Below are 23,425 nucleotides of genomic sequence, written 5' to 3' on the forward strand. Positions count from 1 at the left end.
ATAGATTAAAATTTATAGCTCATAATTCCCTGTTCTTTTACATTAACTATTTTATATGAAAAAAAACTTACCTTTTCCAACATGCACTTTAATTGGATTTTTACTTTTATACAGTATATCGGCTCGCGCCCAAGTGCCCGATAGTACGCAAGGAGAAATTTTAGAAAGTTACCCCAAATTTCAGTTCAAGGGGCTTTTTCAAGGAAGGTTTACAACAAGTCTTAAAAAAAATGTTGATGTAGAAGGCCTTCACCATACAGATGATAAGGGCACAAATAATTCCTTTTCGCTCAAATACATGCGCGCGCAACTCAAAGGACAAATTAGCAGAAGAGTAGAAGTTGTTGCTTTAGCAAATTTTGCTGATTTTAAAAATGATCCCAAGACCCGAGTTTTAGAGAACGCTTACCTACGGTACAGTTTTAATCCCAAAGTTGCCATTACCGTTGGACAGTTCAGACCTTGGTTTGGATTAGAAGAAACTTATCCCGTGGATATCATCAAATCATTGGAATGGTCTAACCAATATACCGAATTTGGAAAAAATGGTTGGACAAGTTTTCAAATTGGGGCTTCCGTAGGCGGTACATTACCGTTAGGAACCATACCAATGCGTTATGCCGTTTCTGTTGTGAATGGAAATGGAAAAAATCAGGTTTCGGATAAAGATAATGGAAAACAATTTTTAACAAGGATCGTATTTGATCTGGCAAAAAAATATGATTTCAGTATTGGTTTAAACGGTGGTACGGGTACCGTGTTTAAAAGAAATGTACATGCTTTAGCATTTGATGTATCGTCTAAATTTCAGCTTGCACATAAATGGAATATAGATTTTCAGATCGAAGCTAAGCAGGCGATTAATCACAATCTATACTTCAGTCTCGAAGAAACAGAGCGACTACAAGATATTTATCAATACCAAATGCGAGGAGCTTACTTCTTACCGAATATGCGTTATGAAATTGATTATAAAAACCTGAAAGCTATTGAGTTTTCTTGTAGATATGAATACTTAGATACTGATTTCAGACAAAAATCTAATCCCAGACAGTCTTTAGTTCCTATGGTAAGCTTGGAATTTCTCAAAAACTACGGGGCTAGAATACAAATGGGTATGCAGATGGATTATTATAAACATCAAATTGAAAGTACAAACAAATACAATGGTAATTTGTTCATTTTACAAGTACAAAGTCGATTATAACCTTAAACAGAAAATATGAAAGAAGTGGACATTAAAAAGATGGGTATAACCTTTGCTTTCGCATTGATTATTTGGTTTATACCTATACCAAAGGGTGTGTCACCCGAGGCTTGGCACCTATTTGCTATATTTGCGGCAACAATCCTGGGTATCATACTAAAAGCTGCTCCTATGGGTACCATGTGTATGTTGGCCATTGGGTTCACCGCTTTTACACAGGTTCTAGCTCCTGGTAATGCCTCTCTATCCATTACCAAATCATTAAGTGGCTTTGGTGATAAAGTAATCTGGCTTATAGGAATCTCATTTTTTATAGCAAGAGGTTTTATTAAAACCGGCTTAGGAAATAGAATAGCATTTATATTTATCAAAATATTCGGAAAAAGTTCTTTGGGATTAGCTTATGGATTGGGGCTTGCAGACGTTTGTCTTGCTCCTGCTATTCCTAGTAATACTGCCCGTGGTGGAGGTATCATCTACCCCATTATGAAATCAATGGCTATTAGTTTTGGATCTCTGCCAGAAGATCCGAGCACTCATAAAAAAATCGGTTCATATTTAACGCTTAATAGTTATTACATGAACCTCATTGCCTCATCAATGTTTCTTACTGGAACAGCGAGTAATCCCATGTGTCAGAAATTCGCTGCAGATTTGGGTATAAATATCACTTGGATGTCGTGGGCTGCAGCTGGATTTGTACCCGGAATTGTTGCATTTTTTATTGTTCCGTTAGTTTTATACAAATTATACCCACCAGAACTAAAAAAAACTGCTGATGCACCTAAGATGGCTACTGAAAAATTAAAAGAAATGGGTGCTATAAAAACAAATGAATGGCTGATGTTACTTGCTTTTTTTATATTGTTGGGATTATGGATTTTCGGAGGATCACTATCCATAGATGCCACAACTACAGCATTTATTGGACTGACACTGTTATTGCTCACATCTGTCCTGACTTGGGAAGATGTAAAATCAGAGAAAGGAGCATGGGACACCATTGTGTGGTTTGCAGTACTTGTCATGATGGCCAGCTCTTTAAATGAACTTGGTTTTATTGGCTGGTTCAGTGATTTGATCAAAACGGAGATCGGCGGATTAAATTGGATTGTTGCCTTTCCTGTCATCATTTTAGTCTATTTCTACAGCCATTATATTTTTGCCAGTGCCACTGCACATGTTGCGGCAATGTACGCCGCTATGCTCGGAGTAGGAGTTTCCTTAGGTATACCAGGTATGCTATTGGCGATGATGCTTGGTTTCGTAGGATCTATATATGGTGTCCTTACACATTATGGACATGGTCCTGCTCCTGTTTATTTCGGTAGTGGCTATGTAGATCTCAAGTCATGGTGGGTAAAGGGTTTTGAAATTGGAGTGCTGTTACTCGTGATCTACATGGCAGTTGGTGGTCTGTGGATGAAAATAATCGGTTATTATTAATTCTTTGCTTATGTTATCAACCCTATCTCGAAAATTAGTAATGTGTTTGACAGGTTTATTCCTATGTTTTTTCCTTATCATTCACTTTTTAGGAAATTTGCAACTGTTTTTACCTTCCGAACAGGCCCATACACAGTTCAATGCCTATTCTCAATTTCTATCTGGTAATATTTTAATAAAAATAGTTTCATATGTACTTTATTCAAGCATTCTGATACATGCCCTGGATGCTTTGGTCATTACCCTTAAAAATAGAAAATCCGGAAAACAGTACCAACGTGATCAAAGACAAAGGGCGAGTAAATGGTATAGTCGCAACATGGGTATTCTAGGTACCATTATTTTAATATTTCTAGTCATTCATTTTCAAAATTTTTGGTACGTCTATAAATTCGGGAGTCCACCAATAGATAGCAATGGTAATAAAGATCTTTATATTTTGGTAGTAACCACATTTAAAGAATGGTGGTATGTGCTCATTTACGTCTTATCTATGGTTGCATTATGCTACCACCTCATTCATGGTGTACATAGTGCCATTCGTACTTTAGGGCTCTTTCATCCAAAATATGTAAAGTGGATCAAAACCTGTGGCATAGCCTACTCCATTATTATTAGTGTAGGGTTTGCTATGATGCCCATCTACATTTATTTGACACAATAGCTAAACCTTTATATTTTAAGAATATGAATTTAGATGCAAAAATCCCCGAAGGTTCTTTAGAGAAAAAATGGGAAAACTATAAAAAAACTGCAAAATTAGTCAATCCGGCAAACCGTAAAAAACTAGATGTCATCGTAATAGGAACTGGGCTAGCGGGAAGCTCTCTTGCTGCATCATTGGGTGAAATGGGTTATAATGTAAAATCATTTTGTTTTCAAGACAGTCCAAGACGCGCCCATTCTGTCGCGGCGCAGGGCGGTGTCAATGCCGCAAAAAATTATAAGAATGATGGCGATAGCATCTACCGGATGTTTGTTGATACTTTAAAAGGAGGAGATTTTCGTTCGCGAGAGGCTAATGTATACAGAATGGCTGAATGTTCCCTCAATCTCATCGATCAAGCCGTTGCTCAAGGTGTCCCGTTTGGTCGAGAATATGGAGGCTATCTCAACAATCGTTCTTTCGGTGGTGTTCAAGTAAGCCGAACATTTTATTCAAGAGGACAGACCGGACAGCAATTGCTACTTGGATCTTATCAAGCACTTATGCGTCAAGTCGGAAAAAAAACAGTCAAATTACATGCCCGTCATGAAATGTTAGATCTAGTGATTATAGAAGGAAAAGCGCGTGGTGTAATTATCAGAAATCTAGATACCGGCGAGATTGAACGCCATGCCGCACATGCTGTTGTACTGGCTACTGGAGGCTATGGGAAAATCTATTATCTTTCGACTTTAGCGATGGGTTGCAATGGTTCTGCTATATGGAGAGCGCATAAAAAAGGTGCATTAATGGCCAGCCCAAGCTGGATTCAGATTCATCCGACATCATTACCGCAGTCTGGAGATTATCAATCTAAATTAACACTCATGTCCGAGTCTTTAAGAAATGATGGACGCATATGGGTACCACTTAAAGAAAATGAACAGCGCTCTGCTAATGACATTCCAGAACAAGAAAGAGATTATTATCTGGAAAGAAGATACCCCGCATTTGGAAATCTAGCCCCTAGAGATATTTCTTCACGCGCTGCAAAAGAAAGAATTGATGCCGGATTTGGAATCGGTCCCCTAAAAAATGCCGTTTATCTGGATTTTTCTAAAGCCATTAAAGAACAAGGAATAGACAAAATAAAAGAAAAGTATGGTAATTTATTCGACATGTATGAAAAAATTACCGGTTATAATGCTTATCAAGTACCAATGATGATTTCTCCATCGGCCCACTTTTCAATGGGAGGACTTTGGGTAGATTATGAATTAATGACGACAATTCCTGGGTTATTTGCTTTAGGAGAAGCTAATTTTGCAGACCACGGAGCTAATCGATTAGGAGCAAATTCTCTCCTTCAAGCCTCCGTGGATGGCTATTTTATTGCTCCCTATACCATAGCAAATTATCTCTCAGATGATATCCACACGGGAAAAATATCAACGGATCATACGGAATTTGAGAAAGCAGAGCAAGAAGTCAGAACACAATTGCAACAATTCAGCAAAAGCAAAGGAACCAAAACTGTGGATTATTACCATAAAACTCTTGGTAAAATACTATATGATTACTGTGGCCTTGCACGAAATGAAGCCGGATTAAAATTCGCAATCTTGGAGATTCAGAAATTACGGGAAGAGTTTTATAGAAATGTTCATATTCCGGGAAATGAGGAAACAATGAATACAGAAATAGAGAAAGCAGGAAGAGTCGCTGATTACCTCGAAATTGGAGAATTAATGTGCTATGACGCCTTGACTAGAAATGAATCTTGTGGTGCACATTTCCGTGAAGAATATCAGACAGCTGAAGGCGAAGCAAAAAGAAATGATGCGGAATATCAATTCATTTCGGCATGGGAATGGAACAACGCATCTGTTCCCATTCTTCATAAAGAACCACTATCTTTTGAAGTCATTCAACCAATTGTACGTAGTTATAAATAATTAAAATTCAAGCTATGAAATTACATCTAAAAATATGGAGACAAGAGAATAAAAATGCTGATGGCAAACTTGTAGACTATACTTTGGAAAACCTCAATCCGCATATGTCCTTTTTAGAGATGCTAGATACATTAAATGAAAAGCTCATATTAGCGAATGACACACCTGTTGAATTTGACCACGACTGTCGTGAAGGAATCTGTGGACAATGTGGTATGATGATAAATGGTATTGCGCATGGACCGCTGAAAAATACCACTACCTGTCAATTACATTTAAGGTCCTTCAAAGATGGTGAAGTGGTTTTTATCGAACCATTTAGATCTGAAGCATTTCCTGTAAAAAAAGATTTAAAAGTAGATCGTTCTGCATTTGACCGCATTATCTCTTCAGGTGGATTTGTATCAATCAATACAGGACAAGCACCGGACGCACTGACCATTCCCGTAACACATCAAGTGACAGAAGCGGCATTTGATGCTGCTGCCTGTATCGGATGTGGAGCCTGTGTTGCCACCTGTAAAAATGGAAGTGCGGCCCTTTTTACATCAGCCAAAATCAACCATATGGTATTACTCCCACAAGGTAAAGAAGAAAGACTTACCAGGGTCATTGCTATGGTGAATCAAATGGATGAAGAACTCTTTGGCCACTGCTCCAATACGGAAGCCTGTGAAGTTGAATGTCCACAAGGTATTTCAGTACTCAATATTGCACGAATGAATTATGAATATAATCGAGCACATCTATTAAAAAAATAAAGGTTGTAAATACCAATATTCTGGACTACAGTTCATAAAAAAATTGACCTTAAGAATCAAAAATGGATCAAATAGCAAAACAGCATTTAAATCATTTTATAGGAACTTGGGATACCGAAGGTATTATTCTAAAAACCAATAATGCTCCTGCAGTTAAAATCAAAGGGACTGATACATATTATTGGATTCTAGACAATTCTTTTATTTTGCACCAGGCAAATGTCATGATAGGAACGTCAAATAGCCTTACCCATGAAATTATAGGATATGACGTCGTACGTCAACATTACAGCATGCAATATTATAACAATCAAGGTCAATCTGGCTTTATGAATGCTATATTAGACAATCACCTTTGGACATTTACCGGAACTAACTTAAAGTTTAACGGTGGGTTCAGTAAGGAGAACAATGAATTTTCAGGTATTTGGAAACAGCTGAATGATCATAATATCTGGAACGATTTTATACACATAAAACTGACAAAAAGATAAAGTTGGTATAGGGTAAAGCATAAAAATTTTTTACGAAAAACATCAACTCTGCCCTTTTTTTCTATATTTAAATAAATTATAAAACTCTAAAATATGAAAAAGTACTTTTATACAGATTCTATGCAGGAGATCTGCAAGGTGCACAAAGAGCATCAGATGAAGCTAAAAAATGGACTAAAATTGGTTTTATTGTTTCCATTGTGATGACAGTATTGTATGTACTATTGATGATCTTAGGTGTTGTTGGATCTATATTTAATTATGGTAATTAAGAAATATTATCTATGGTCCATTGGGATTATACTTCTATTCATCTTAATTCTTACATATAAGTTCTTTAATCCGATACAGTATGACATTTTTCCTAAATGCCCATTTTATGTCATTACAGGCTACAAATGTCCCGGATGTGGATCACAACGCGCCATACATTATCTTTTAAATTTTGACCTCCAAAACGCATGGAGGCAAAATTTTTTACTGATCATCGCTATCCCCTATATCATCACAGGATTAATCTTTGAATATCAAAAATCGCCGACGCCAAAAATGCTTAAATGGCGAAAGATACTATTTGGTTATAAAGCAATTGTAATCGTTTTTATCATTGTAATTGGTTTTTGGATAGTAAGAAACTTATAAAGTAGAAACAGTAACTGTAAGTCGCTTTAATATAAAAAAAACATTACGGTAAAAAATACTCATTTCAGATCATCCGTTCTATTTGCACGATTTTAATGAAATGATCTTACTTTAGGAATATGGATAAGATCTTATAATTAACTCCCAATTCCTATCAAGAACTATCTGTGTGTTTTAAAACTCATAAAAAAAGGAGCGTCTTATTAAAAACGCTCCTTTTATGTATGATAAATTGTTTAATTACAACTTACGTTTTACTTCAACTTGTTCGTATGCTTCAACGATATCACCTTCTTGAATATCATTATATCCTTGAATATTCAAACCACACTCATAACCGAATGAAACTTCTTTCACATCGTCTTTGAAACGTTTCAATGAAGCTAATTTACCTGTGAAAACAACAACACCATCACGGACGATACGAATATCATTATTGCGGTTAATTTTACCATCCAAGACCATACAACCTGCAATTGTACCGACCTTAGAGATTTTAAACGTTTCACGGATCTCAACGTTAGCAACGATTTTCTCTTCAAATTTCGGAGCCAACATACCTTCCATTGCCGATTTAAGTTCTGCAATAGCATCGTAAATGATAGAGTAAAGACGAATATCAATTTGCTCTTGTTCAGCCAATTTACGTGCACCTATAGATGGACGAACTTGGAAACCGATGATAATTGCATCAGAAGCAGAAGCTAATAAAACATCTGACTCTGAGATAGCACCCACAGATTTATGAATTACATTCACTTGAATCTCTTGTGTTGATAATTTCAATAATGAATCAGATAATGCCTCGATCGAACCATCCACGTCACCTTTTACGATCACGTTCAACTCTTTAAAGTTACCGATTGCCAAACGACGACCGATCTCATCCAAAGTAATATGTTTCGTAGCACGCATACCTTGCTCACGTTGTAATTGAAGACGTTTATTCGCCACATTACGAGCTTCAGATTCACTCTCCATAGTATAGAACTTATCACCTGCAGTAGGTGCCCCAGCCATACCTAAGATTTGAACCGGTACAGAAGGACCTGCTTCTTTCACACGCTCACCACGTTCATTTGTTAAAGCTTTCACTTTACCACTATGAGAACCTGCTAAAATAGGATCTCCCACACGTAAAGTACCTCCTAATATCAGTACTGTTGTCACAATACCTCTACCTTTATCCAAAGCAGCTTCAATTACAGAACCAACAGCACGTTTGTTCGGATCAGCTTTTAAGTCAAGCATCTCTGCTTCTAATAATACTTTTTCTAATAAAAGATCCACATTCAATCCAGTTTTTGCTGAAATCTCCTGTGCTTGGTATTTACCACCCCAATCCTCTACTAATATATTCATTTGAGACAACTGCTCTTTAATACGATCTGTATTAGCACCTGGCTTGTCAATTTTTGTAAATGCAAATACGATTGGCACACCAGCAGCTTGTGCGTGGTTGATTGCTTCTTTCGTTTGTGGCATGACAGCATCATCCGCTGCAATAACGATAATTACGATATCTGTTACTTTTGCACCACGAGCACGCATCGCTGTAAAGGCTTCGTGACCTGGAGTATCTAAGAAAGTGATCTTACGTCCACCGTCTAATTGTACCGCATAAGCACCAATATGTTGCGTGATACCACCTGCTTCACCACCTGTTACATTTGCTTTACGCACGTAATCTAACAAAGATGTTTTACCGTGATCGACGTGACCCATTACCGTAACAATCGGAGCACGAGAAATCAATGCATCTTCATTGTCAGCTTCTTCAAGATCAGCAATCTCTTCATCTTCAGGTTTGATAAATTCAATTTGGTAACCAAATTCATCAGCAACAATGGTTAAAGTTTCTGCATCTAGACGTTGGTTAATTGAAACAAACATACCTAAACTCATACAAGTTGCGATAATTTGTGTAACAGCCACATCCATTAAGTTAGCAAGTTCGTTTGCCGTTACAAATTCTGTAACACGCAACACTTTTGCTTGCATTTCTCTTTCTAATGCTTCCTCCTCCGCGTTAGTTGCGACATCGTCACGTTTTTGACGTCTCAATTTCGCACGTTGAGCAAATTTACCCGACTTACCAGCACCACTTAAGCGCGCTAATGTAGCCTTGATTTGATCTTGGATTTCCTTTTCAGTAGGCTCCTCTTTTGGTACATTAGGTCCATTACTTCTATTGTTGAAGGCTGGACGACCTTTATTTGCACCTGGACCTCCTGGACGGTTATGATGTCCTCCTGGACCTCCCGCTGGACGGTTTTGATTATTTCCTCCTGGACCTCCTGCTGGGCGGTTTTGATTATTCCCTGCTGGATGATTTCCACCAGTACGATTTGGATGATTTCCACCACCTTGGTTTGGACCTCCAGTACGATTTGGATGGGTACCACCACCCTGAGGCGGAGTTCCTGTATTATTCGTACGTTTACGTTTACGCTTATGATCATTACCAGTAGCACTTGAAGAAGATGCTACAGGCTTATCGCGATGAGAAGGTCTTGCCGTAGGCAATTCAATCTTACCAATTACTTTTGGACCTGTTAATCTCTCTGCTTTAGCACTAATAACCTCATCTGCAGGATTAACTTTTTTCACTTCCTTTACAGGAGTTTCAACCGGTGCTTTCACAGCAGGTTTTTCATTTTTTGGCTTTTCTTCTACCACTTTCTTCTCTTGAACTTTAGGAGCTTCAGTTTTAACTTCAACTTTTTGAGGTGCAGCAATGACAACCTTAGGTGCTTCTGGCGCTTTCTCTTCTATTTTTTGTGCTTCCACTATCGGAGCTTTAGGAACTTCTACTTTAGGCTCTTCTTTTACGATAGGTTTTGGAGCTGTAGGAGTTGCTTCTTTAACTACCTCAGGCTTCTTCTCCACTTCCTTTGGAGTTTCAGCTTTCACTTCTGGAGTTTCCTCTTTCTTAGGTTTAGATCCTCTTTTCAAAGCATCTAAATCAATTTTACCCACAACCTTCATACCTCCAGTGTGTGTATTTGATGAATTTTCCTTTGCCTCAGAACCCGTTACCTTTTCAACTGGATTCTCTTTTTTATCTGCATTAGATTCTTCTCTTGTATTTACCGCAGCATTTTTTATCAAAATATCTTTTGAAGCTGCAGTTTCTTCATAATCGTCATTTTTAGATGATTCTTTAGGAGAAGCGACTGGCGACTCATCACGACGAATTTTGCCAATCACAATTTGTTTAGCTTCATCTTTCACGATCTTGTCACCTTGAAACTCTTTCAACAGCACATTGTACATCTCTCCGGATAGCTTAGTACCAGGTTTGGCGTCGACGTCATACCCTTTTTTCACTAAACAATCTACGGCAGTAGATATGCCAATATTGAGTTCCTTTGCTGCTTTAAGCAGGTTTGTACCTTTTCCTTCAGTCATCTATTATTTTAACTAATTAAATATTTAATACAAAAATATGTTTTTTTTACATCTCTATAACAATTAAATTCGAAATAGAGATGAAAATAAATTATGTGGCTTCATTTTATTCAAATTCAGCCTGTAAAATACGTAAAATGTCTTTTACCGTATCTTCTTCCAAGTCAGTCCTTCTAGACAACTCTTCTTCTGTCAATGCCAATACTGAACGTGCTGAATCTAAACCTACACGTTTCAATGCATCAATTACCCAGCTTTCGATTTCATCGCTGAATTCTTCGATATCCACATCTTCATCAAACTCGTCATTCTCACGATAAACATCGATCTCATAACCTGTCAATTTACCTGCCAATTTGATATTGTGTCCACCACGTCCAATTGCCAAAGAAACTTGATCAGATTTTAAATACACTGCAGCCGTCTTATTTTCTTCATCAATCTTGATTGAGCTAATACGAGCTGGGCTTAATGCACGTGTAATGTAAAGTGAATGATTCGTTGTAAAGTTGATTACATCAATATTTTCATTACGCAATTCACGAACGATACCATGAATACGAGATCCTTTCATACCCACACAAGCACCAACAGGATCAATACGATCATCATAAGATTCTACTGCAACTTTAGCACGTTCTCCTGGTTCGCGAACGATTTTCTTAATCGTAATCAAACCATCAAAAATCTCAGGAACTTCCAGTTCAAATAAACGTTGTAAAAATTCTGGAGCAGTACGAGAAATAAGAATCTTAGGATTATTATTCATCATATCCACTTTATAAACGACTGCACGAATGCTATCACCTTTCTTAAAATAATCTGCAGGAATTTGTTCTGTCTTCGGTAAAATTAATTCATTACCGTCATCATCTAACACAAGCAATTCTTTTTTCCAGATTTGATAAACCTCGCCGATCACCAACTCCCCTTCACGGTCTTTATACTTTTTGAAAACTTCGTCTTTCTCCAATTCCAAAACTTTTGAAACCAAAGTTTGACGGGCTGCTAAAATAGCACGACGACCAAAACTCTCTAACGTTATCTGTTCAATATAATCATCGCCAACTTCTAAATCAGCATCAAATTTCTTCGCTTCTGTTAATTCAATTTCAAGATCATCATCTTCCGAAAATTCATCTTCAACAACAACGCGTGTTCTCCATATCTCTAAATCTCCATTATCAGGATTTACGATAACATCACAGTTTTCATCTGTACCAAAACGTCTACGGATCATACTACGAAATACTTCTTCTAAGACAGAAATAACCGTAGGTCGGTCAATGTTTTTAAACTCTTTAAACTCTTGGAAAGAGTCAATCAAATTGATATTGCTGCTCATTTTTATTTAAATGAAATTAACACCTTAGTTGCTTTTATTTGTTCAAAAGGTATAATGCGAGCAACCTGCTCCGCTTTTTTACCTTTTTCTTTTATTGTTTCTTCAATTGTTATCTGTGCATCCTCAACGGCTAACAATGTACCTTCCGTTTTTGTACCATCATTTAACTTCACTTGTACATTGCGTCCAATATTTTTCTCATATTGCCTTTGATTAACAAAATTAGCATCTAGCCCCGGAGAAGAAACTTCAAGACGATAAGCTTTCTCTACTGTCCCCTCTTCTTCCAACTGGAATCCGACAAATTTACTAACCTGTACACAATCATCGATACTAATTCCCTGATCACCATCTAGCAAAACTTCCAACACGCTGTTCGGATGAAATTTAACACTTACAATAAACAAATCATCGCGATCTGCTAATTTTTCTTGGACGAGTTCGATAACTCTTTTCTCTACATTTTGCATATTCTTTCGAAAACGAATAAAAATACTGAAATCAATGAATTAAAAAAGGGGGCATACGTTGCCCCCTTCCTCTCAGATAAGACAAAGGTAAATATTTTTTTTCAACTATCAAAATATAGATAAAAAAGATCCATCAAAATGATCCTCTAACCCTTATCTACAACCGAATTAATTGTTTTTTGCATTTCTGCCATCATGCTTGTCAAAGTCTCCATAGAAGGTTCATTACTAGGTTCCGGAAGCGTTGTACTAATAAACGCTTTTGCTTTCCAAACTTCCATAATATCACTCGCTTCTACCCAATATGGATCGTAGCTCTTATTATCAGAAACTAACTTCAGACCTTTATCTTCTTTAAATTTAAATGCTATTCGCTTGTATACAACCCCCTCATCTTTTGAAACGACAATATAGGTCTGCCCTGGCTTAATATCATTCCAGTTCTCCACATATTCTGCTACGACAATAGAACCACTAGCCAAAGGACGCATCGAATCACCCTTGATTTCAAAAGCCCGATAGGTTCCTTGATTGAACATAGGTAACGAAAATTTCGGTAACGTTGCAACATATTCCGGATCAGCATAACCATTCATATAGCCAGCGCTCGCTTTTACAGGAACCAACTCTATATTTTCGCGGTCAAGCCCGTCAACTGTAACACTAAGTACCCGTAAATTAGAAGCATTACTTTTAGGAGCCCGTTTCCATTTTTCATTTATCTCATCATTAGCAAGCTCATCCATTGAAAGGTCATAAAACTCTGCTATTTTTTTTAGTAACTCATATTTTGGCTCTGCCCGATCTTCTTCATACGCCCCTACAGAAGCACGTTTTATCTCCATTAAGTCAGCAAACTGCTGTTGTGTAAGCCTTTTCGTTTTTCTTAAAAACTTAAGATTGGAAGCTATGTTTGGCATATTTTTTTAATTTTAATTTTTAATATCTAAAAATATTAGTATTATTGTGCCAATAAAATTAGTAAAAATTATACAAATAACCAAATTTATTAGCTCAAAACATGAAATCACACACATTATACATCATTACGGACAGCAACAGACAGTTCTTAAATGTAGATATCACATCAGACTTTAACCGGGCGATGAACGAAATAAAAAGCAGCTGCAACATTTTCTTTCCCAATGGCCCACACTTAACTCGTGTCGTTTATATGGAAAAATTTGATTGTCAGGAACAAGCTGAAAAGAGACAATTTGAATTAAATCACTTTACACGGATGCAGAAGGAGAAGCTCATCAGAAAACAAAATGCGAATTGGAACAACCTATGTCCAACTAATATGGATACTTCCAAAAAAAAATCGGTTGTTTATACTTCATAAACAACCGATTTAAAATTTTTAAGAGAATGTATTAATCACCAAAACCTAGTGAATCACGCGGTCTTATTGCCGTTGCATCATTATGGGTAGATAAGACATCAGAAGCATCATCATCTCCAGAAGTTGATAATCCTTCTTCTTGAGTTGTACCACCATTTTGCACATCTTCCACACCATCGATTAACATCTCATCATCTACAGCGGTTGAATCTGAGACAACCTCTTCACGAGGCGGACGAGGAGTTTCACACTTATACTTCTTTGTAATTTCCACAGTTGAAGCAGGAAATTTACCCTGCGTATAGCCTAACTGCTTATCCTTATAAACAGATTCCATAAATAAACCAAAAATTGGTAGCGCGGTTTTAGAGCCCTCACCGGTCTGCGAATTTTTAAAATGGATATTTCGATCGTCACAACCGACCCACACCGCAGTTACCAGATCTTTGGTAACACCCATGTACCACCCATCTACATACTCCGAAGAAGTACCCGTTTTTCCACCAATCTCATTTTCCTTATCAAAAAGATCATACTCCCATAATGCCTGTGAAGTTCCTCCCGGCTCTTCCATTCCTCCGCGAAGCATATAGGTCATCAACCATGCATCTTGTTTATCCACTACCTGCTTACGTTCAGGTTTAAAAGTTGCAATCACTTTTCCGTCATAATCTTCTATTCGAGAAACAAGAATAGGTGTTACACGTTCACCGTGATTCATCATTGTAGCATAACCATTTACCATTTCAAAAACTGAAACATCATTTGGTCCCAAACCGATCGACGCCACAGGACTCAATTTACTTTCAATTCCAACTCGATGTGCAGCTTCAACAATTTTATCAGCCCCTACTTTCTCTGTCAGTTGAACTGTAATCGAATTTACCGAACGCGCCATGGCCCAACGCAATGACATATCCCGATAACTAAAATTCCAGTCAGCATTTTTAGGCTCCCAGACTTCAATTGAATCTCCTTTATCAATCTTGATGGTTACGGGCTTATCTTGAATCTGATCACAAGGTGTCATACCGGATTCCAATGCTGCTAAATAAACAAAAGGTTTGAATGTAGAACCTGCCTGTCTTTTAGATTGATTAACATGATCATATTTAAAAAACTGATGATCGATACCTCCTACCCACACTTTAATTTCAGCAGAATATGGATCCATACTCATCACACCCGTATTTAACATAGTTACATAGTATTTGATCGAATCAACAGTGGACATCTCTACTTTTTCACGCATCCGCTCTCCTTTCCAAGAAAATACTTCCATTTCTTTTTTACGGTTCAAGTAGAAATCAATACTGTCAGTACGTTGATCATATTTTTTCACCAAAAATTTATAATAGTCTGTCTTTTTTACCAAGTTTTCAATAAATCCAGGAATTACCTTACCTGACAAATCACGCCAAGGCTCTTCACTACCCCATGCATTCTTCAATCTCCGTTGCAATACCTGCATCTGCTTAGCAACAGCTTCCTCGGCATGTTTTTGAAGCTTTGAGTTGATTGTAGTATAAATCTTTAGACCATCCTTATAGATATCCATATCATTTTCATCAGCCCACTTCTCCAGCCAACGCTCTACCGCTGCCCGTAAATAAGAATCTTCACCCGCATGTATATCTTTGTTCTCCGTACGTAATACCAATGGCTCCTTTGACAACTGATCAACCTGAGTTTGATCAATATACTTAGCCTTCTCCATTTGAGTTAAAACGACATTTCGGCGCTCACGCGATTTGTCTAGATTACGCATAGGATTATAAATTGTTGTTCCCTTCAGCATACCCACTAATACCGCAGCTTCATTGATGCTAAGTTCACTTGCATTTTTACTAAAATAACGTCGTGCAGCCGTTTGGATACCATATGAATTATTACTGAACGAAACGGTATTTAAATACATCGTTATAATTTCATTTTTTTCATATCGTGACTCCAATTTATAAGCGGTCATCCATTCCTTAAACTTGGTTACAATTAAACCAACACCAGGTATTTTACCAAGAAGACCACCCGATTTATTATAGCGTGTACGATATAAGTTTTTTGCCAATTGTTGCGTAATTGTACTAGCCCCTCTTCTATCTCCAGATAAAGTAGAAACAATACCAGATCCGAGACCTAAAAAATCAACTCCGCTATGTTTATAAAAGCGAACATCCTCTGTAGCCACCAGCGCATTGATCACATTTTTAGATATGCTGTCAAAAGCCACTGGATTACGGTCTTCATCAAAATAACGACCGATCAAAACACTATCTGCAGTATACAATTCGGTTGAGATATTAACACTGGGCATCGTAATATCCTTTTTTGTAGGCGAGTAGCCAAATAGCCCCAAAAAGTTAAGCTGTATAGCACAAACAAGGACGATTAAAAAATATATAGCAATTGCTATATAGCGTATATATTTATTCTTAATACGTTTAAACATATGGTAAAGGTCTAAAAATGTTTTGTGAAAACAAGCAAAAAAAATAGCTTTTACATGTCATAAAGAAGAATTAACGAAATTTAACATTTCATTATTCCAATTCTGATAATTAGGAGTATAAGATTATAGATAGCTACAAAAATTATACCCAAATACCTTTTCTATGTATTTTTGTTTCTTAAATCAATATAATTTATATAAATTTATATTCGAATTAGTCATAGAAAAACATGTTAAAGCAAACCTTACAACAAAAGTTATTACAAAAACTATCTCCACAGCAGATTCAGTTTATTAAACTTTTACAGGTTCCTACAGTCTCTTTGGACGCACGCATTAAAGAAGAATTAGAGGAGAATCCAGCACTTGAGGACGGCAGTTTAGCAAACATGGCCGAACCGAACGAAGAATACCCAGATCGCGATCCAGATGAGAGTTTTGATAGTGAAGAAAGCTTCGACAGCGATGAGTTCAACGTAGATGAATATATCCAGGAAGATGATTATACTGATTACTCCAACAACTATAATTATACTGACGAAGATGATGATAAAAAAGAGATTCCCATTGCTGTACAAGATTCATTTTTTGAGAAATTACAACAACAGCTCGATTTACTAGCCTTAGATGACCGTGATTTCTTAATCGGTCAGCAAATTATTGGAAGTTTAGATGATGACGGATACCTACGTCGTCCAATATTAAGTCTCATTGATGACCTTGCGTTTTCTCAAAATGTTATCGCTACTGAAAGCGAAGTATTAGAAATGTTAAAGGTTATTCAAGATTTTGAACCGGCAGGTATCGGAGCTCGTGATTTACAGGAATGCTTGCTGATACAATTACAAAAGAAAGATCAAAATAATCCAACCATCATTCAGGCAACTAAAGTTGTAAAAAATTATTTGGATGAATTTACCAAGAAGCATTATGATAAACTTGAAAAATCGCTAGGGTTAACCTCAGATGATCTTAAAAATATTGTAAATGAAATTCTAAAGTTAAATCCAAAACCAGGTGATTCAGGAGCTGTTGCAGGTAAACAGTTACATGTCATTCCCGATTTTCACATCATTAACAACGATGGAGTACTTCATCTAACATTAAACGGGCGAAATGCACCAGAACTACGTGTGAGTCGTTCTTACCAGAACATGTTCGAACATTATGAGAAATCCGATCAAAAGGATAAAAAAATGAAAGAAGCTGTTCAGTTTGTAAAACAGAAACTCGATTCTGCGAAATGGTTTATTGATGCGATAAAACAAAGACAGCAGACATTGCTAAAAACAATGAATGCCATCATGGAGTATCAGTATGACTACTTTTTAACAGGTGATGATGTTAAGCTTAGACCGATGATATTAAAAGATATTGCAGATCGCATAGGTATGGATATCTCGACTGTATCCCGTGTTGCCAACTCAAAATATGTACAAACAGAATTTGGCACATTTCTTCTTAAATCATTTTTCTCCGAAGCTATTCAAACAGAATCTGGAGAAGAAGTATCCAATAAAGAAGTTAAAAAGATCTTAGAAGAATGCATCGCAAATGAAGATAAACGCAAACCTCTTGCTGATGAAAAGCTGACCGAAATCTTAAAAGATAAAGGTTACAATATCGCTAGACGTACCGTTGCAAAATATCGCGAAGCACTCAATATACCTGTTGCACGTTTACGTAAAGAATTATAATAAGTAAAAGGCCACCTATAAAGTGGCCTTTTACTTATCATTTCATCTCATTTTTCTCCTCTATTCAATTAGATTATTATCTTTGTGTTTGAAAATAAAAAAACAGCAGCAAATCACTTTGTTTTATACTTAGTTTCTTGTCAAGAATAGAATCACTGACATTGGATTTAGCTAAAATGACTGTCGCACGCATATAATATATAAAGTTCTATCCGTAAGAATCATGATTAATCCGTATCTTTTATAGATAGATGCTAAAAATATTATTTTATTAATACGCTATTTTTTACAAGCAAATTAAACTGTTATAATTTAAGTACACACAACCCTTACTATAATATTTTTTTTAAAGACGAATGAGAGCAACAAAAATTGTTACCCTTACAGCCTTACTAGCGACCTTAGCCTGTGCCACAAAAGCGCAAGAACGAGATGATAGAGCTACTATCTTAAATTTCAAAGGAATTCAATTCCATAGCAAAGATTCCCTTTTCTACACAAACTTCAGATTTAGAATGCAAAACCGTGCCGGTTTCACAGAAAAATTAGACGGAGAAAAGAACGGAGAATGGGATGCGCGTGTACGTAGACTTAGAATGCGGGTCGATGGTTACATCTACACGCCTAAGATTAGCTACTCATTACAATTAGCTTTTACAAGAAGTGATCAAGATTTCGATGAAACTGGTATTCCAAATATTGTACGTGATGCCGTTGTATTCTATAACTTTACTGACGATTTCTACATCAGTTTCGGTCAAAACAAATTACCAGGAAATAGGCAACGCGTCAATTCATCTGGACAGCTCCAGTTTGCAGATCGTTCCCTAGTGAATACCAGGTTTACTTTAGATCGTGATTTCGGTATGAGTGCCAATCTGAGTAAAAAAATTGGCGAAGTACCTATTAATGCAAAAGTTGCTATATCAACAGGTGAAGGCAGAGCTGCAAGCGGAACAGATGGAGGCTTATCTTACACAGGTAGGGTAGAATTTTTACCATTCGGCAATTTTGAAAATGGAGGCGATTATTCCGAAGGGGACATAGAGCGTGAAGAAACACCAAAACTATCTATTGGTGGAGGTTACAGCTTTAACGACAGAACAACCCGTATAGGTGGTCAAACGGGTAAATATGTTGAAAATCCTTTTACTTTAAAGACCAGCTTTATAGATGCAATTTTTAAATATCAGGGTTTTGCTTATCAAGCCGAGTATATGCGTCGTGATGTCGACAATCCAATGAATATTGATTTACAGGGAAATACCGCCTATGCTTATAAAGGTTTTGGAGTTAATCAACAGATGTCTTACCTGATGAATCATGGATACGAGGTGGTAAGCCGATATACCTTTGTCCAACCTCACAAAGATATTCGGGCATATGAAAAACAAACAGAAATTATTGAAGCAGGTATCAACAAATATATGAAAGCACATCGCTTAAAATTCAATTTGAGTGGTAATTATACTTTTAAAGATGGTCAATTTGACAATGCCGATCAAAAGAACTCCTGGGGGTTTCTATTTCAGGTTGAGTTAGGAATTTAAAAATAAAAAGGTTCAGTTGTTAAAACTGAACCTTTTTATTTTCTATTACTCTTCATCCAACTCTTCGAATTTTTGTAAATCAGATTCAGCGCCTACCTTATCACCTAAAGATTCCCGTATTGCAGCACGATACTGATAAAGATCTGAATAGTAAGGATTCAAGTCTATAGCACGATTATAATCCAACAAAGCCTCCTCCTGCTTTCCTATACGTTCGAACATATCTGCTCGAAGTACATACGGATAAAAGTCATCCTTCATTAAGGCGATCAATTTAGAATAATCGACGATTGCATCTTCAAATTTACCTAATCTTTCAAAAAGCGAAGCCCGCTCCTCATATATGGCAGTATGTTCAGGATTCAGAGAGGCTGCTTTCCTATAATCCTCAAGCGCGGCGTCATGTTCGTGTAGACATTCCAATAACTTTGCTCGTAAAATATAAGCAGAAACACAATTTTCATCAATTGATAAAGCTTGATTACAATCCTCAAGGGCTTCTATATACAAAGTTAATTTGCTGTAGATTGCCGCACGATAAACATACCATTCTGCTTGATTATCCGCCATATTGATTCCTTGAGAATACAAACGAATAGCTTTTTGATAATCATAAATGTGTACATATTCCAAAGCGAGCTTCGTTAAGACATCTAATCGTTCTGGATCTTGTTCCCAAGTGCTTTCCAATTCCTGAAGTTCCAGCTGATCCATTTTAAGGGTTTCTAAATAGGAAAGATGCTCATGCCACTCTAGCATACTGTGATAATTGAAATCGAGACGTTTTGCGACTTGATAATCATAAAAAGCTCCCTCATCATCATCTAAACATCGATTCAGTACACAGCGACAGGCATAAAAATAAGGTTCTTTGGGGAAATCAGTAATCGCATTTGAATAAATCTGAATAGACTTATCAAAATCTCCTTTCATAAAATAGCATAATGCCAAATAACTATATCCTAATGCTGTTACCTGGACTTTTTGAGCCTCATAAAGATATTTGGTTGCATCATCATGACCGGCCTGCATACTTAACATACCTTTTAACAAAAGTGACGCAACAGGTTCCAATTCCTTAGCAACGTCCAATTCATTCAAAATATCTTGATACTCTTCTTTTATGTTAATATTAAAATTTAAAAGCTCCCGGATCGGTAAATATGCAAAACTAGCGAGTAAAGTAGTAGCCCCTCCCTTTACATTAAAATCTACTCTAATCCGCTCCTCACTAAATAATTTTCGAAGTATATGTTGAATCTGTTGCATATACAAAGGTACAAGGATGTGTAGCAAAACAGAAATATATTTCGCTATTCCATTTATTCTGCAAATGAAAAACAAGTATTCCTACAAAACGAAAAGGCTTAAACTATCAGTAGTTTAAGCCAGTTCTATTTTCATTGGGTAGTTTTAGACTAATTCGTCGCTATATACATAGCGAATCTCCTCTCTGAGATTATAGCGTGAAGACATTACTTCACCATATGCACCAGCGGTACGTATAGCAACAAGATCTCCTCTTTTCGATAATGGCAATGTGACCTCTTTTCCAAAGCAATCGGAGCTTTCGCAGATAGGTCCTACAACATCATAATTGATAAGTTCTGTTGCATTTGCATCTCCAAGCTTTTCTATTTTATGAAAAGCCTGATATAATGCAGGTCGCATCAATTCAGTCATACCTGCATCTAATATTAAAAAGTTCTTCTTAACACCATTCTTAACATAAAGTACTTTACTGATTAAAGAACCACATTGCGCAACTAATGCACGCCCTAACTCAAAATGGACTTCCTGTTGTGGAGTTCTTTCTAAGAATTTATCAAAAATATCAAAATATGCTTCAAAATCAGGAATTGCATTCGTATCTGGGTTATGGTAATCCACTCCCAGTCCACCTCCAACATTTAAAACTTTGATGATGACACCACGTTCTTCAAACCAATTTTTCCATTCATTCACTTTCACACATAGGCTCTTGAATACATTCATATCTGTTATTTGAGAACCGATATGAAAATGTAAACCAATAAGTTCGATATTCTCACACTTCCGTATCACAGCTGCAGCTCTTTCAAGTTCCGCATTTGTAACACCAAATTTATTTTCATCTAATCCCGTTGTGATATAATGATGGGTATGTGCATCGACATTAGGATTAATACGTAATGCTACTTTAGCTTTTCTTCCCTGAACAGCAGCCAACTCATTGATCACCTCCAATTCCTGAATAGACTCGACATTGAAAGCAAAAATATCGTGCGCTAAAGCAAGATTAATTTCCTTATCAGACTTACCTACACCAGCAAAAGTGATCATTTTTGCATCAAACCCCGCATTAATAGCCTGTTGCACCTCATTTCCACTTACACAATCTGCTCCAAAACCTTTACTTTGGATCATTTCAAGCAAACGGCTGTTGAAATTTGATTTCAAAGCAAAATGCACATGGAATCCACGCTTACTGGAAGCGGCATAAGCCGCATCCAACGTTTCTTCCAAAACGTTCAGGTCGTAGTAATAAAAAGGAGTTTCCTTTCCTACGAACTGACTCTCTATATTTTCATTTTTCATTTTGGTTATTTCAATTAAAATAAACGGTTGTGTAACGAGCGTAATGCTTCCACTTTATGATCCGTGTCCAACAGAACTGATACATTATAATCCGAACCTCCATATGAAATCATTCGGACCGGTAAGTGTTTTACAGCATCCAATACTCGGGCCGCATACCCATGTGTATTCAAGTCAAAATCACCTACCACACATACGATGGTTTGATGTTCATCCACCGACACAGTCCCAAAATCTTCGACTTCTTTAATAATATCCTGTAGATTTTTCGTATCGTCTATCGTTACAGAAACAGCAACCTCCGATGTTGTAATCATATCTATTGGTGTCTTATAACGTTCAAATATTTCAAATACACGACGTAAAAAACCATAGGCCAAAAGCATACGTGAAGAATGAATATGAATAGCTGTGATTCCATCTTTAGCGGCTATTGCACGAATACTACCCTTTTGACCACCTTCTTTACTAATAAGCGTACCTTTAGCCTGAGGATCCATCGTATTCAACAAGCGAACGGGTACATTATATTTTTGAGCAGGAAATACCGATTGCGGATGTAAAATTTTTGCACCGAAATAAGCTAATTCTGCCGCTTCGTCAAAACTCAAATGCGCAATTGGGGTTGTATTCTTTACGATTCTCGGATCATTATTATGCATTCCGTCGATATCGGTCCAGATCTGAACCTCTTCAGCTCCAATCGCGGCACCAATTAATGATGCAGTATAATCCGATCCTCCACGACGTAGATTATCTACCTCACCAAAAGAATTACGGCAAATAAAGCCCTGCGTTATAAACAACGTATTATCAGGATAATTGGCAAGCAAAGGAGTCAATTTCTCTGTTATATAGTCTACCACAGGCTCATTATCTTCATCAATCTTCATAAAATCTAATGCCGGTAATAATACGGAAGGAACATTTATTTCTGTTAGATGAAAATGGAATAAAGCAGTTGACATCAACTCCCCCTGTGCTAAAATGATCTTATCTTCTACAGGAGTAAAAATCTCATGTGCAAAACTTTCAATAAAATTAAAATGCGAATCGATTAAGCTCTTGCCGTTTTTATATCCAGCTTCAGTTTTGAACAATTCCTTAATGAGGTCTTCGTACTTGTCTTTATGCTTCTTTATTAATTCCTTGGCCAAGTTCTTATCATCTGCAAGATATGCTTGACCAATTTCTACTAAAGCATTTGTTGTCCCAGACACAGCTGACAACACCACAACTTGACGCTCAGAAGGGTTTACAATATCTAACAACCCTTTGATGCGCTCTGCACTACCGACAGATGTACCACCAAATTTTAAAATTTTCATACTGAATTACATTATATTTAAATTTTGCCGTGAATATAGGCAATTACTTAGTTTTTTTGCAAAAAAATGCGGCACAAATACATAATGTTTTTGTGCCGCATC

Annotated in this window: 19 protein-coding genes; 11 read left to right on the forward strand and 8 right to left on the reverse strand. The window is 36.8% G+C overall.

The features are described 5' to 3' along the window. Positions 1-55: 55 nt before the first annotated feature. From M2265_RS08010 to M2265_RS26995, 8 genes are all read left to right on the forward strand, one after another. The gene (locus M2265_RS08010; protein WP_132771107.1) at positions 56-1,207 is read left to right on the forward strand and encodes a porin; all 1,152 of its coding nucleotides are present in this window, start codon (positions 56-58) and stop codon (positions 1,205-1,207) included. Between the two features lie 15 nt (positions 1,208-1,222). Further along, positions 1,223-2,653 (forward strand): anion permease, encoded by a 1,431-nt coding sequence (locus M2265_RS08015; RefSeq protein WP_132771106.1) that lies wholly within the window; start codon positions 1,223-1,225, stop codon positions 2,651-2,653. A 10-nt stretch (positions 2,654-2,663) separates the two neighbouring features. Further along, positions 2,664-3,317, forward strand: coding sequence for a succinate dehydrogenase cytochrome b subunit (locus tag M2265_RS08020; protein WP_031287985.1), 654 nt, complete (start codon positions 2,664-2,666; stop codon positions 3,315-3,317). Between the two features lie 23 nt (positions 3,318-3,340). Next, the gene (locus M2265_RS08025; RefSeq protein WP_132771105.1) at positions 3,341-5,254 is read left to right on the forward strand and encodes a fumarate reductase/succinate dehydrogenase flavoprotein subunit; all 1,914 of its coding nucleotides are present in this window, start codon (positions 3,341-3,343) and stop codon (positions 5,252-5,254) included. A gap of 14 nt (positions 5,255-5,268) precedes the next feature. Beyond that, complete coding sequence (locus M2265_RS08030) at positions 5,269-6,015, forward strand: succinate dehydrogenase/fumarate reductase iron-sulfur subunit (protein ID WP_132771104.1); 747 nt, start codon at positions 5,269-5,271, stop codon at positions 6,013-6,015. Between the two features lie 62 nt (positions 6,016-6,077). After that, a complete protein-coding gene (locus M2265_RS08035) occupies positions 6,078-6,509 on the forward strand; it encodes a DUF1579 family protein (protein WP_132771103.1) in 432 nt (143 codons plus the stop codon). A gap of 131 nt (positions 6,510-6,640) precedes the next feature. Further along, positions 6,641-6,781, forward strand: coding sequence for a hypothetical protein (locus tag M2265_RS26990; RefSeq protein ID WP_206368363.1), 141 nt, complete (start codon positions 6,641-6,643; stop codon positions 6,779-6,781). Continuing rightward, positions 6,771-7,151 carry a DUF2752 domain-containing protein gene (locus M2265_RS26995; protein WP_132771102.1) on the forward strand — a complete coding sequence of 127 codons (381 nt, stop codon included), beginning with the start codon at positions 6,771-6,773 and terminating at the stop codon, positions 7,149-7,151. The genes M2265_RS26990 and M2265_RS26995 overlap by 11 nt, the downstream gene beginning before the upstream one ends. 240 nt (positions 7,152-7,391) lie before the next feature. Here the strand turns inward: M2265_RS26995 and infB are convergent, their stop codons facing one another. The 4 genes from infB to M2265_RS08055 all read right to left on the reverse strand — a co-directional run bounded on the left by infB (position 7,392) and on the right by M2265_RS08055 (position 13,297). After that, positions 7,392-10,562, reverse strand: a complete 3,171-nt coding sequence (gene infB / locus M2265_RS08040) for a translation initiation factor IF-2 (RefSeq protein ID WP_132771101.1) — start codon at positions 10,560-10,562, stop codon at positions 7,392-7,394. A gap of 106 nt (positions 10,563-10,668) precedes the next feature. After that, positions 10,669-11,907 carry a transcription termination factor NusA gene (nusA, locus tag M2265_RS08045; protein WP_021189504.1) on the reverse strand — a complete coding sequence of 413 codons (1,239 nt, stop codon included), beginning with the start codon at positions 11,905-11,907 and terminating at the stop codon, positions 10,669-10,671. A 2-nt stretch (positions 11,908-11,909) separates the two neighbouring features. Beyond that, positions 11,910-12,377, reverse strand: a complete 468-nt coding sequence (gene rimP / locus M2265_RS08050; RefSeq protein ID WP_021189503.1) for a ribosome assembly cofactor RimP — start codon at positions 12,375-12,377, stop codon at positions 11,910-11,912. A gap of 146 nt (positions 12,378-12,523) precedes the next feature. After that, entirely contained in the window at positions 12,524-13,297 is a 774-nt protein-coding gene (locus tag M2265_RS08055) for an XRE family transcriptional regulator (protein ID WP_132771100.1), read from the reverse strand. A gap of 101 nt (positions 13,298-13,398) precedes the next feature. On the opposite strand from M2265_RS08055, the gene M2265_RS08060 reads away from it, so the two are divergent. Further along, a complete protein-coding gene (locus tag M2265_RS08060; protein WP_132771099.1) occupies positions 13,399-13,722 on the forward strand; it encodes a GIY-YIG nuclease family protein in 324 nt (107 codons plus the stop codon). Positions 13,723-13,753: 31 nt separating this feature from the next. Here the strand turns inward: M2265_RS08060 and M2265_RS08065 are convergent, their stop codons facing one another. Next, positions 13,754-16,171 (reverse strand): penicillin-binding protein 1A, encoded by a 2,418-nt coding sequence (locus tag M2265_RS08065; protein ID WP_132771098.1) that lies wholly within the window; start codon positions 16,169-16,171, stop codon positions 13,754-13,756. Between the two features lie 230 nt (positions 16,172-16,401). Here M2265_RS08065 and rpoN point away from each other — a divergent pair, with 230 nt between their 5' ends. After that, positions 16,402-17,868: an RNA polymerase factor sigma-54 gene (rpoN, locus tag M2265_RS08070; protein WP_021189499.1), complete on the forward strand. Its 1,467-nt coding sequence runs from the start codon at positions 16,402-16,404 to the stop codon at positions 17,866-17,868. A 356-nt stretch (positions 17,869-18,224) separates the two neighbouring features. Then, positions 18,225-19,418 (forward strand): porin, encoded by a 1,194-nt coding sequence (locus tag M2265_RS08075; RefSeq protein ID WP_021189498.1) that lies wholly within the window; start codon positions 18,225-18,227, stop codon positions 19,416-19,418. A gap of 45 nt (positions 19,419-19,463) precedes the next feature. Here the strand turns inward: M2265_RS08075 and M2265_RS08080 are convergent, their stop codons facing one another. From M2265_RS08080 to M2265_RS08090, 3 genes are all read right to left on the reverse strand, one after another. Continuing rightward, the gene (locus M2265_RS08080; protein WP_132771097.1) at positions 19,464-20,687 is read right to left on the reverse strand and encodes a tetratricopeptide repeat protein; all 1,224 of its coding nucleotides are present in this window, start codon (positions 20,685-20,687) and stop codon (positions 19,464-19,466) included. Between the two features lie 144 nt (positions 20,688-20,831). Then, positions 20,832-21,995 carry a diaminopimelate decarboxylase gene (lysA, locus tag M2265_RS08085; RefSeq protein ID WP_021189496.1) on the reverse strand — a complete coding sequence of 388 codons (1,164 nt, stop codon included), beginning with the start codon at positions 21,993-21,995 and terminating at the stop codon, positions 20,832-20,834. A 14-nt stretch (positions 21,996-22,009) separates the two neighbouring features. Further along, positions 22,010-23,323, reverse strand: coding sequence for an aspartate kinase (locus tag M2265_RS08090; RefSeq protein WP_132771096.1), 1,314 nt, complete (start codon positions 23,321-23,323; stop codon positions 22,010-22,012). Positions 23,324-23,425: the final 102 nt, after the last annotated feature.

The organism is Sphingobacterium kitahiroshimense (genome assembly GCF_025961315.1).
GTDB lineage: Bacteria > Bacteroidota > Bacteroidia > Sphingobacteriales > Sphingobacteriaceae > Sphingobacterium > Sphingobacterium anhuiense.

Bases quoted from the DNA above. Each gene is read 5' to 3' on its own strand.
- M2265_RS08065 (WP_132771098.1), bottom strand. From the start codon at position 16,171: ATGTTTAAACGTATTAAGAATAAATATATACGCTATATAGCAATTGCT.
- M2265_RS08090 (WP_132771096.1), bottom strand. From the start codon at position 23,323: ATGAAAATTTTAAAATTTGGTGGTACATCTGTCGGTAGTGCAGAGCGC.
- M2265_RS08060 (WP_132771099.1), top strand. From the start codon at position 13,399: ATGAAATCACACACATTATACATCATTACGGACAGCAACAGACAGTTC.
- M2265_RS08075 (WP_021189498.1), top strand. From the start codon at position 18,225: ATGAGAGCAACAAAAATTGTTACCCTTACAGCCTTACTAGCGACCTTA.
- infB (WP_132771101.1), bottom strand. From the start codon at position 10,562: ATGACTGAAGGAAAAGGTACAAACCTGCTTAAAGCAGCAAAGGAACTC.
- M2265_RS08025 (WP_132771105.1), top strand. From the start codon at position 3,341: ATGAATTTAGATGCAAAAATCCCCGAAGGTTCTTTAGAGAAAAAATGG.
- M2265_RS08015 (WP_132771106.1), top strand. From the start codon at position 1,223: ATGAAAGAAGTGGACATTAAAAAGATGGGTATAACCTTTGCTTTCGCA.
- M2265_RS08035 (WP_132771103.1), top strand. From the start codon at position 6,078: ATGGATCAAATAGCAAAACAGCATTTAAATCATTTTATAGGAACTTGG.
- nusA (WP_021189504.1), bottom strand. From the start codon at position 11,907: ATGAGCAGCAATATCAATTTGATTGACTCTTTCCAAGAGTTTAAAGAG.
- rimP (WP_021189503.1), bottom strand. From the start codon at position 12,377: ATGCAAAATGTAGAGAAAAGAGTTATCGAACTCGTCCAAGAAAAATTA.
- M2265_RS08080 (WP_132771097.1), bottom strand. From the start codon at position 20,687: ATGCAACAGATTCAACATATACTTCGAAAATTATTTAGTGAGGAGCGG.
- M2265_RS26995 (WP_132771102.1), top strand. From the start codon at position 6,771: ATGGTAATTAAGAAATATTATCTATGGTCCATTGGGATTATACTTCTA.
- lysA (WP_021189496.1), bottom strand. From the start codon at position 21,995: ATGAAAAATGAAAATATAGAGAGTCAGTTCGTAGGAAAGGAAACTCCT.
- M2265_RS08055 (WP_132771100.1), bottom strand. From the start codon at position 13,297: ATGCCAAACATAGCTTCCAATCTTAAGTTTTTAAGAAAAACGAAAAGG.
- rpoN (WP_021189499.1), top strand. From the start codon at position 16,402: ATGTTAAAGCAAACCTTACAACAAAAGTTATTACAAAAACTATCTCCA.
- M2265_RS08010 (WP_132771107.1), top strand. From the start codon at position 56: ATGAAAAAAAACTTACCTTTTCCAACATGCACTTTAATTGGATTTTTA.
- M2265_RS08030 (WP_132771104.1), top strand. From the start codon at position 5,269: ATGAAATTACATCTAAAAATATGGAGACAAGAGAATAAAAATGCTGAT.
- M2265_RS08020 (WP_031287985.1), top strand. From the start codon at position 2,664: ATGTTATCAACCCTATCTCGAAAATTAGTAATGTGTTTGACAGGTTTA.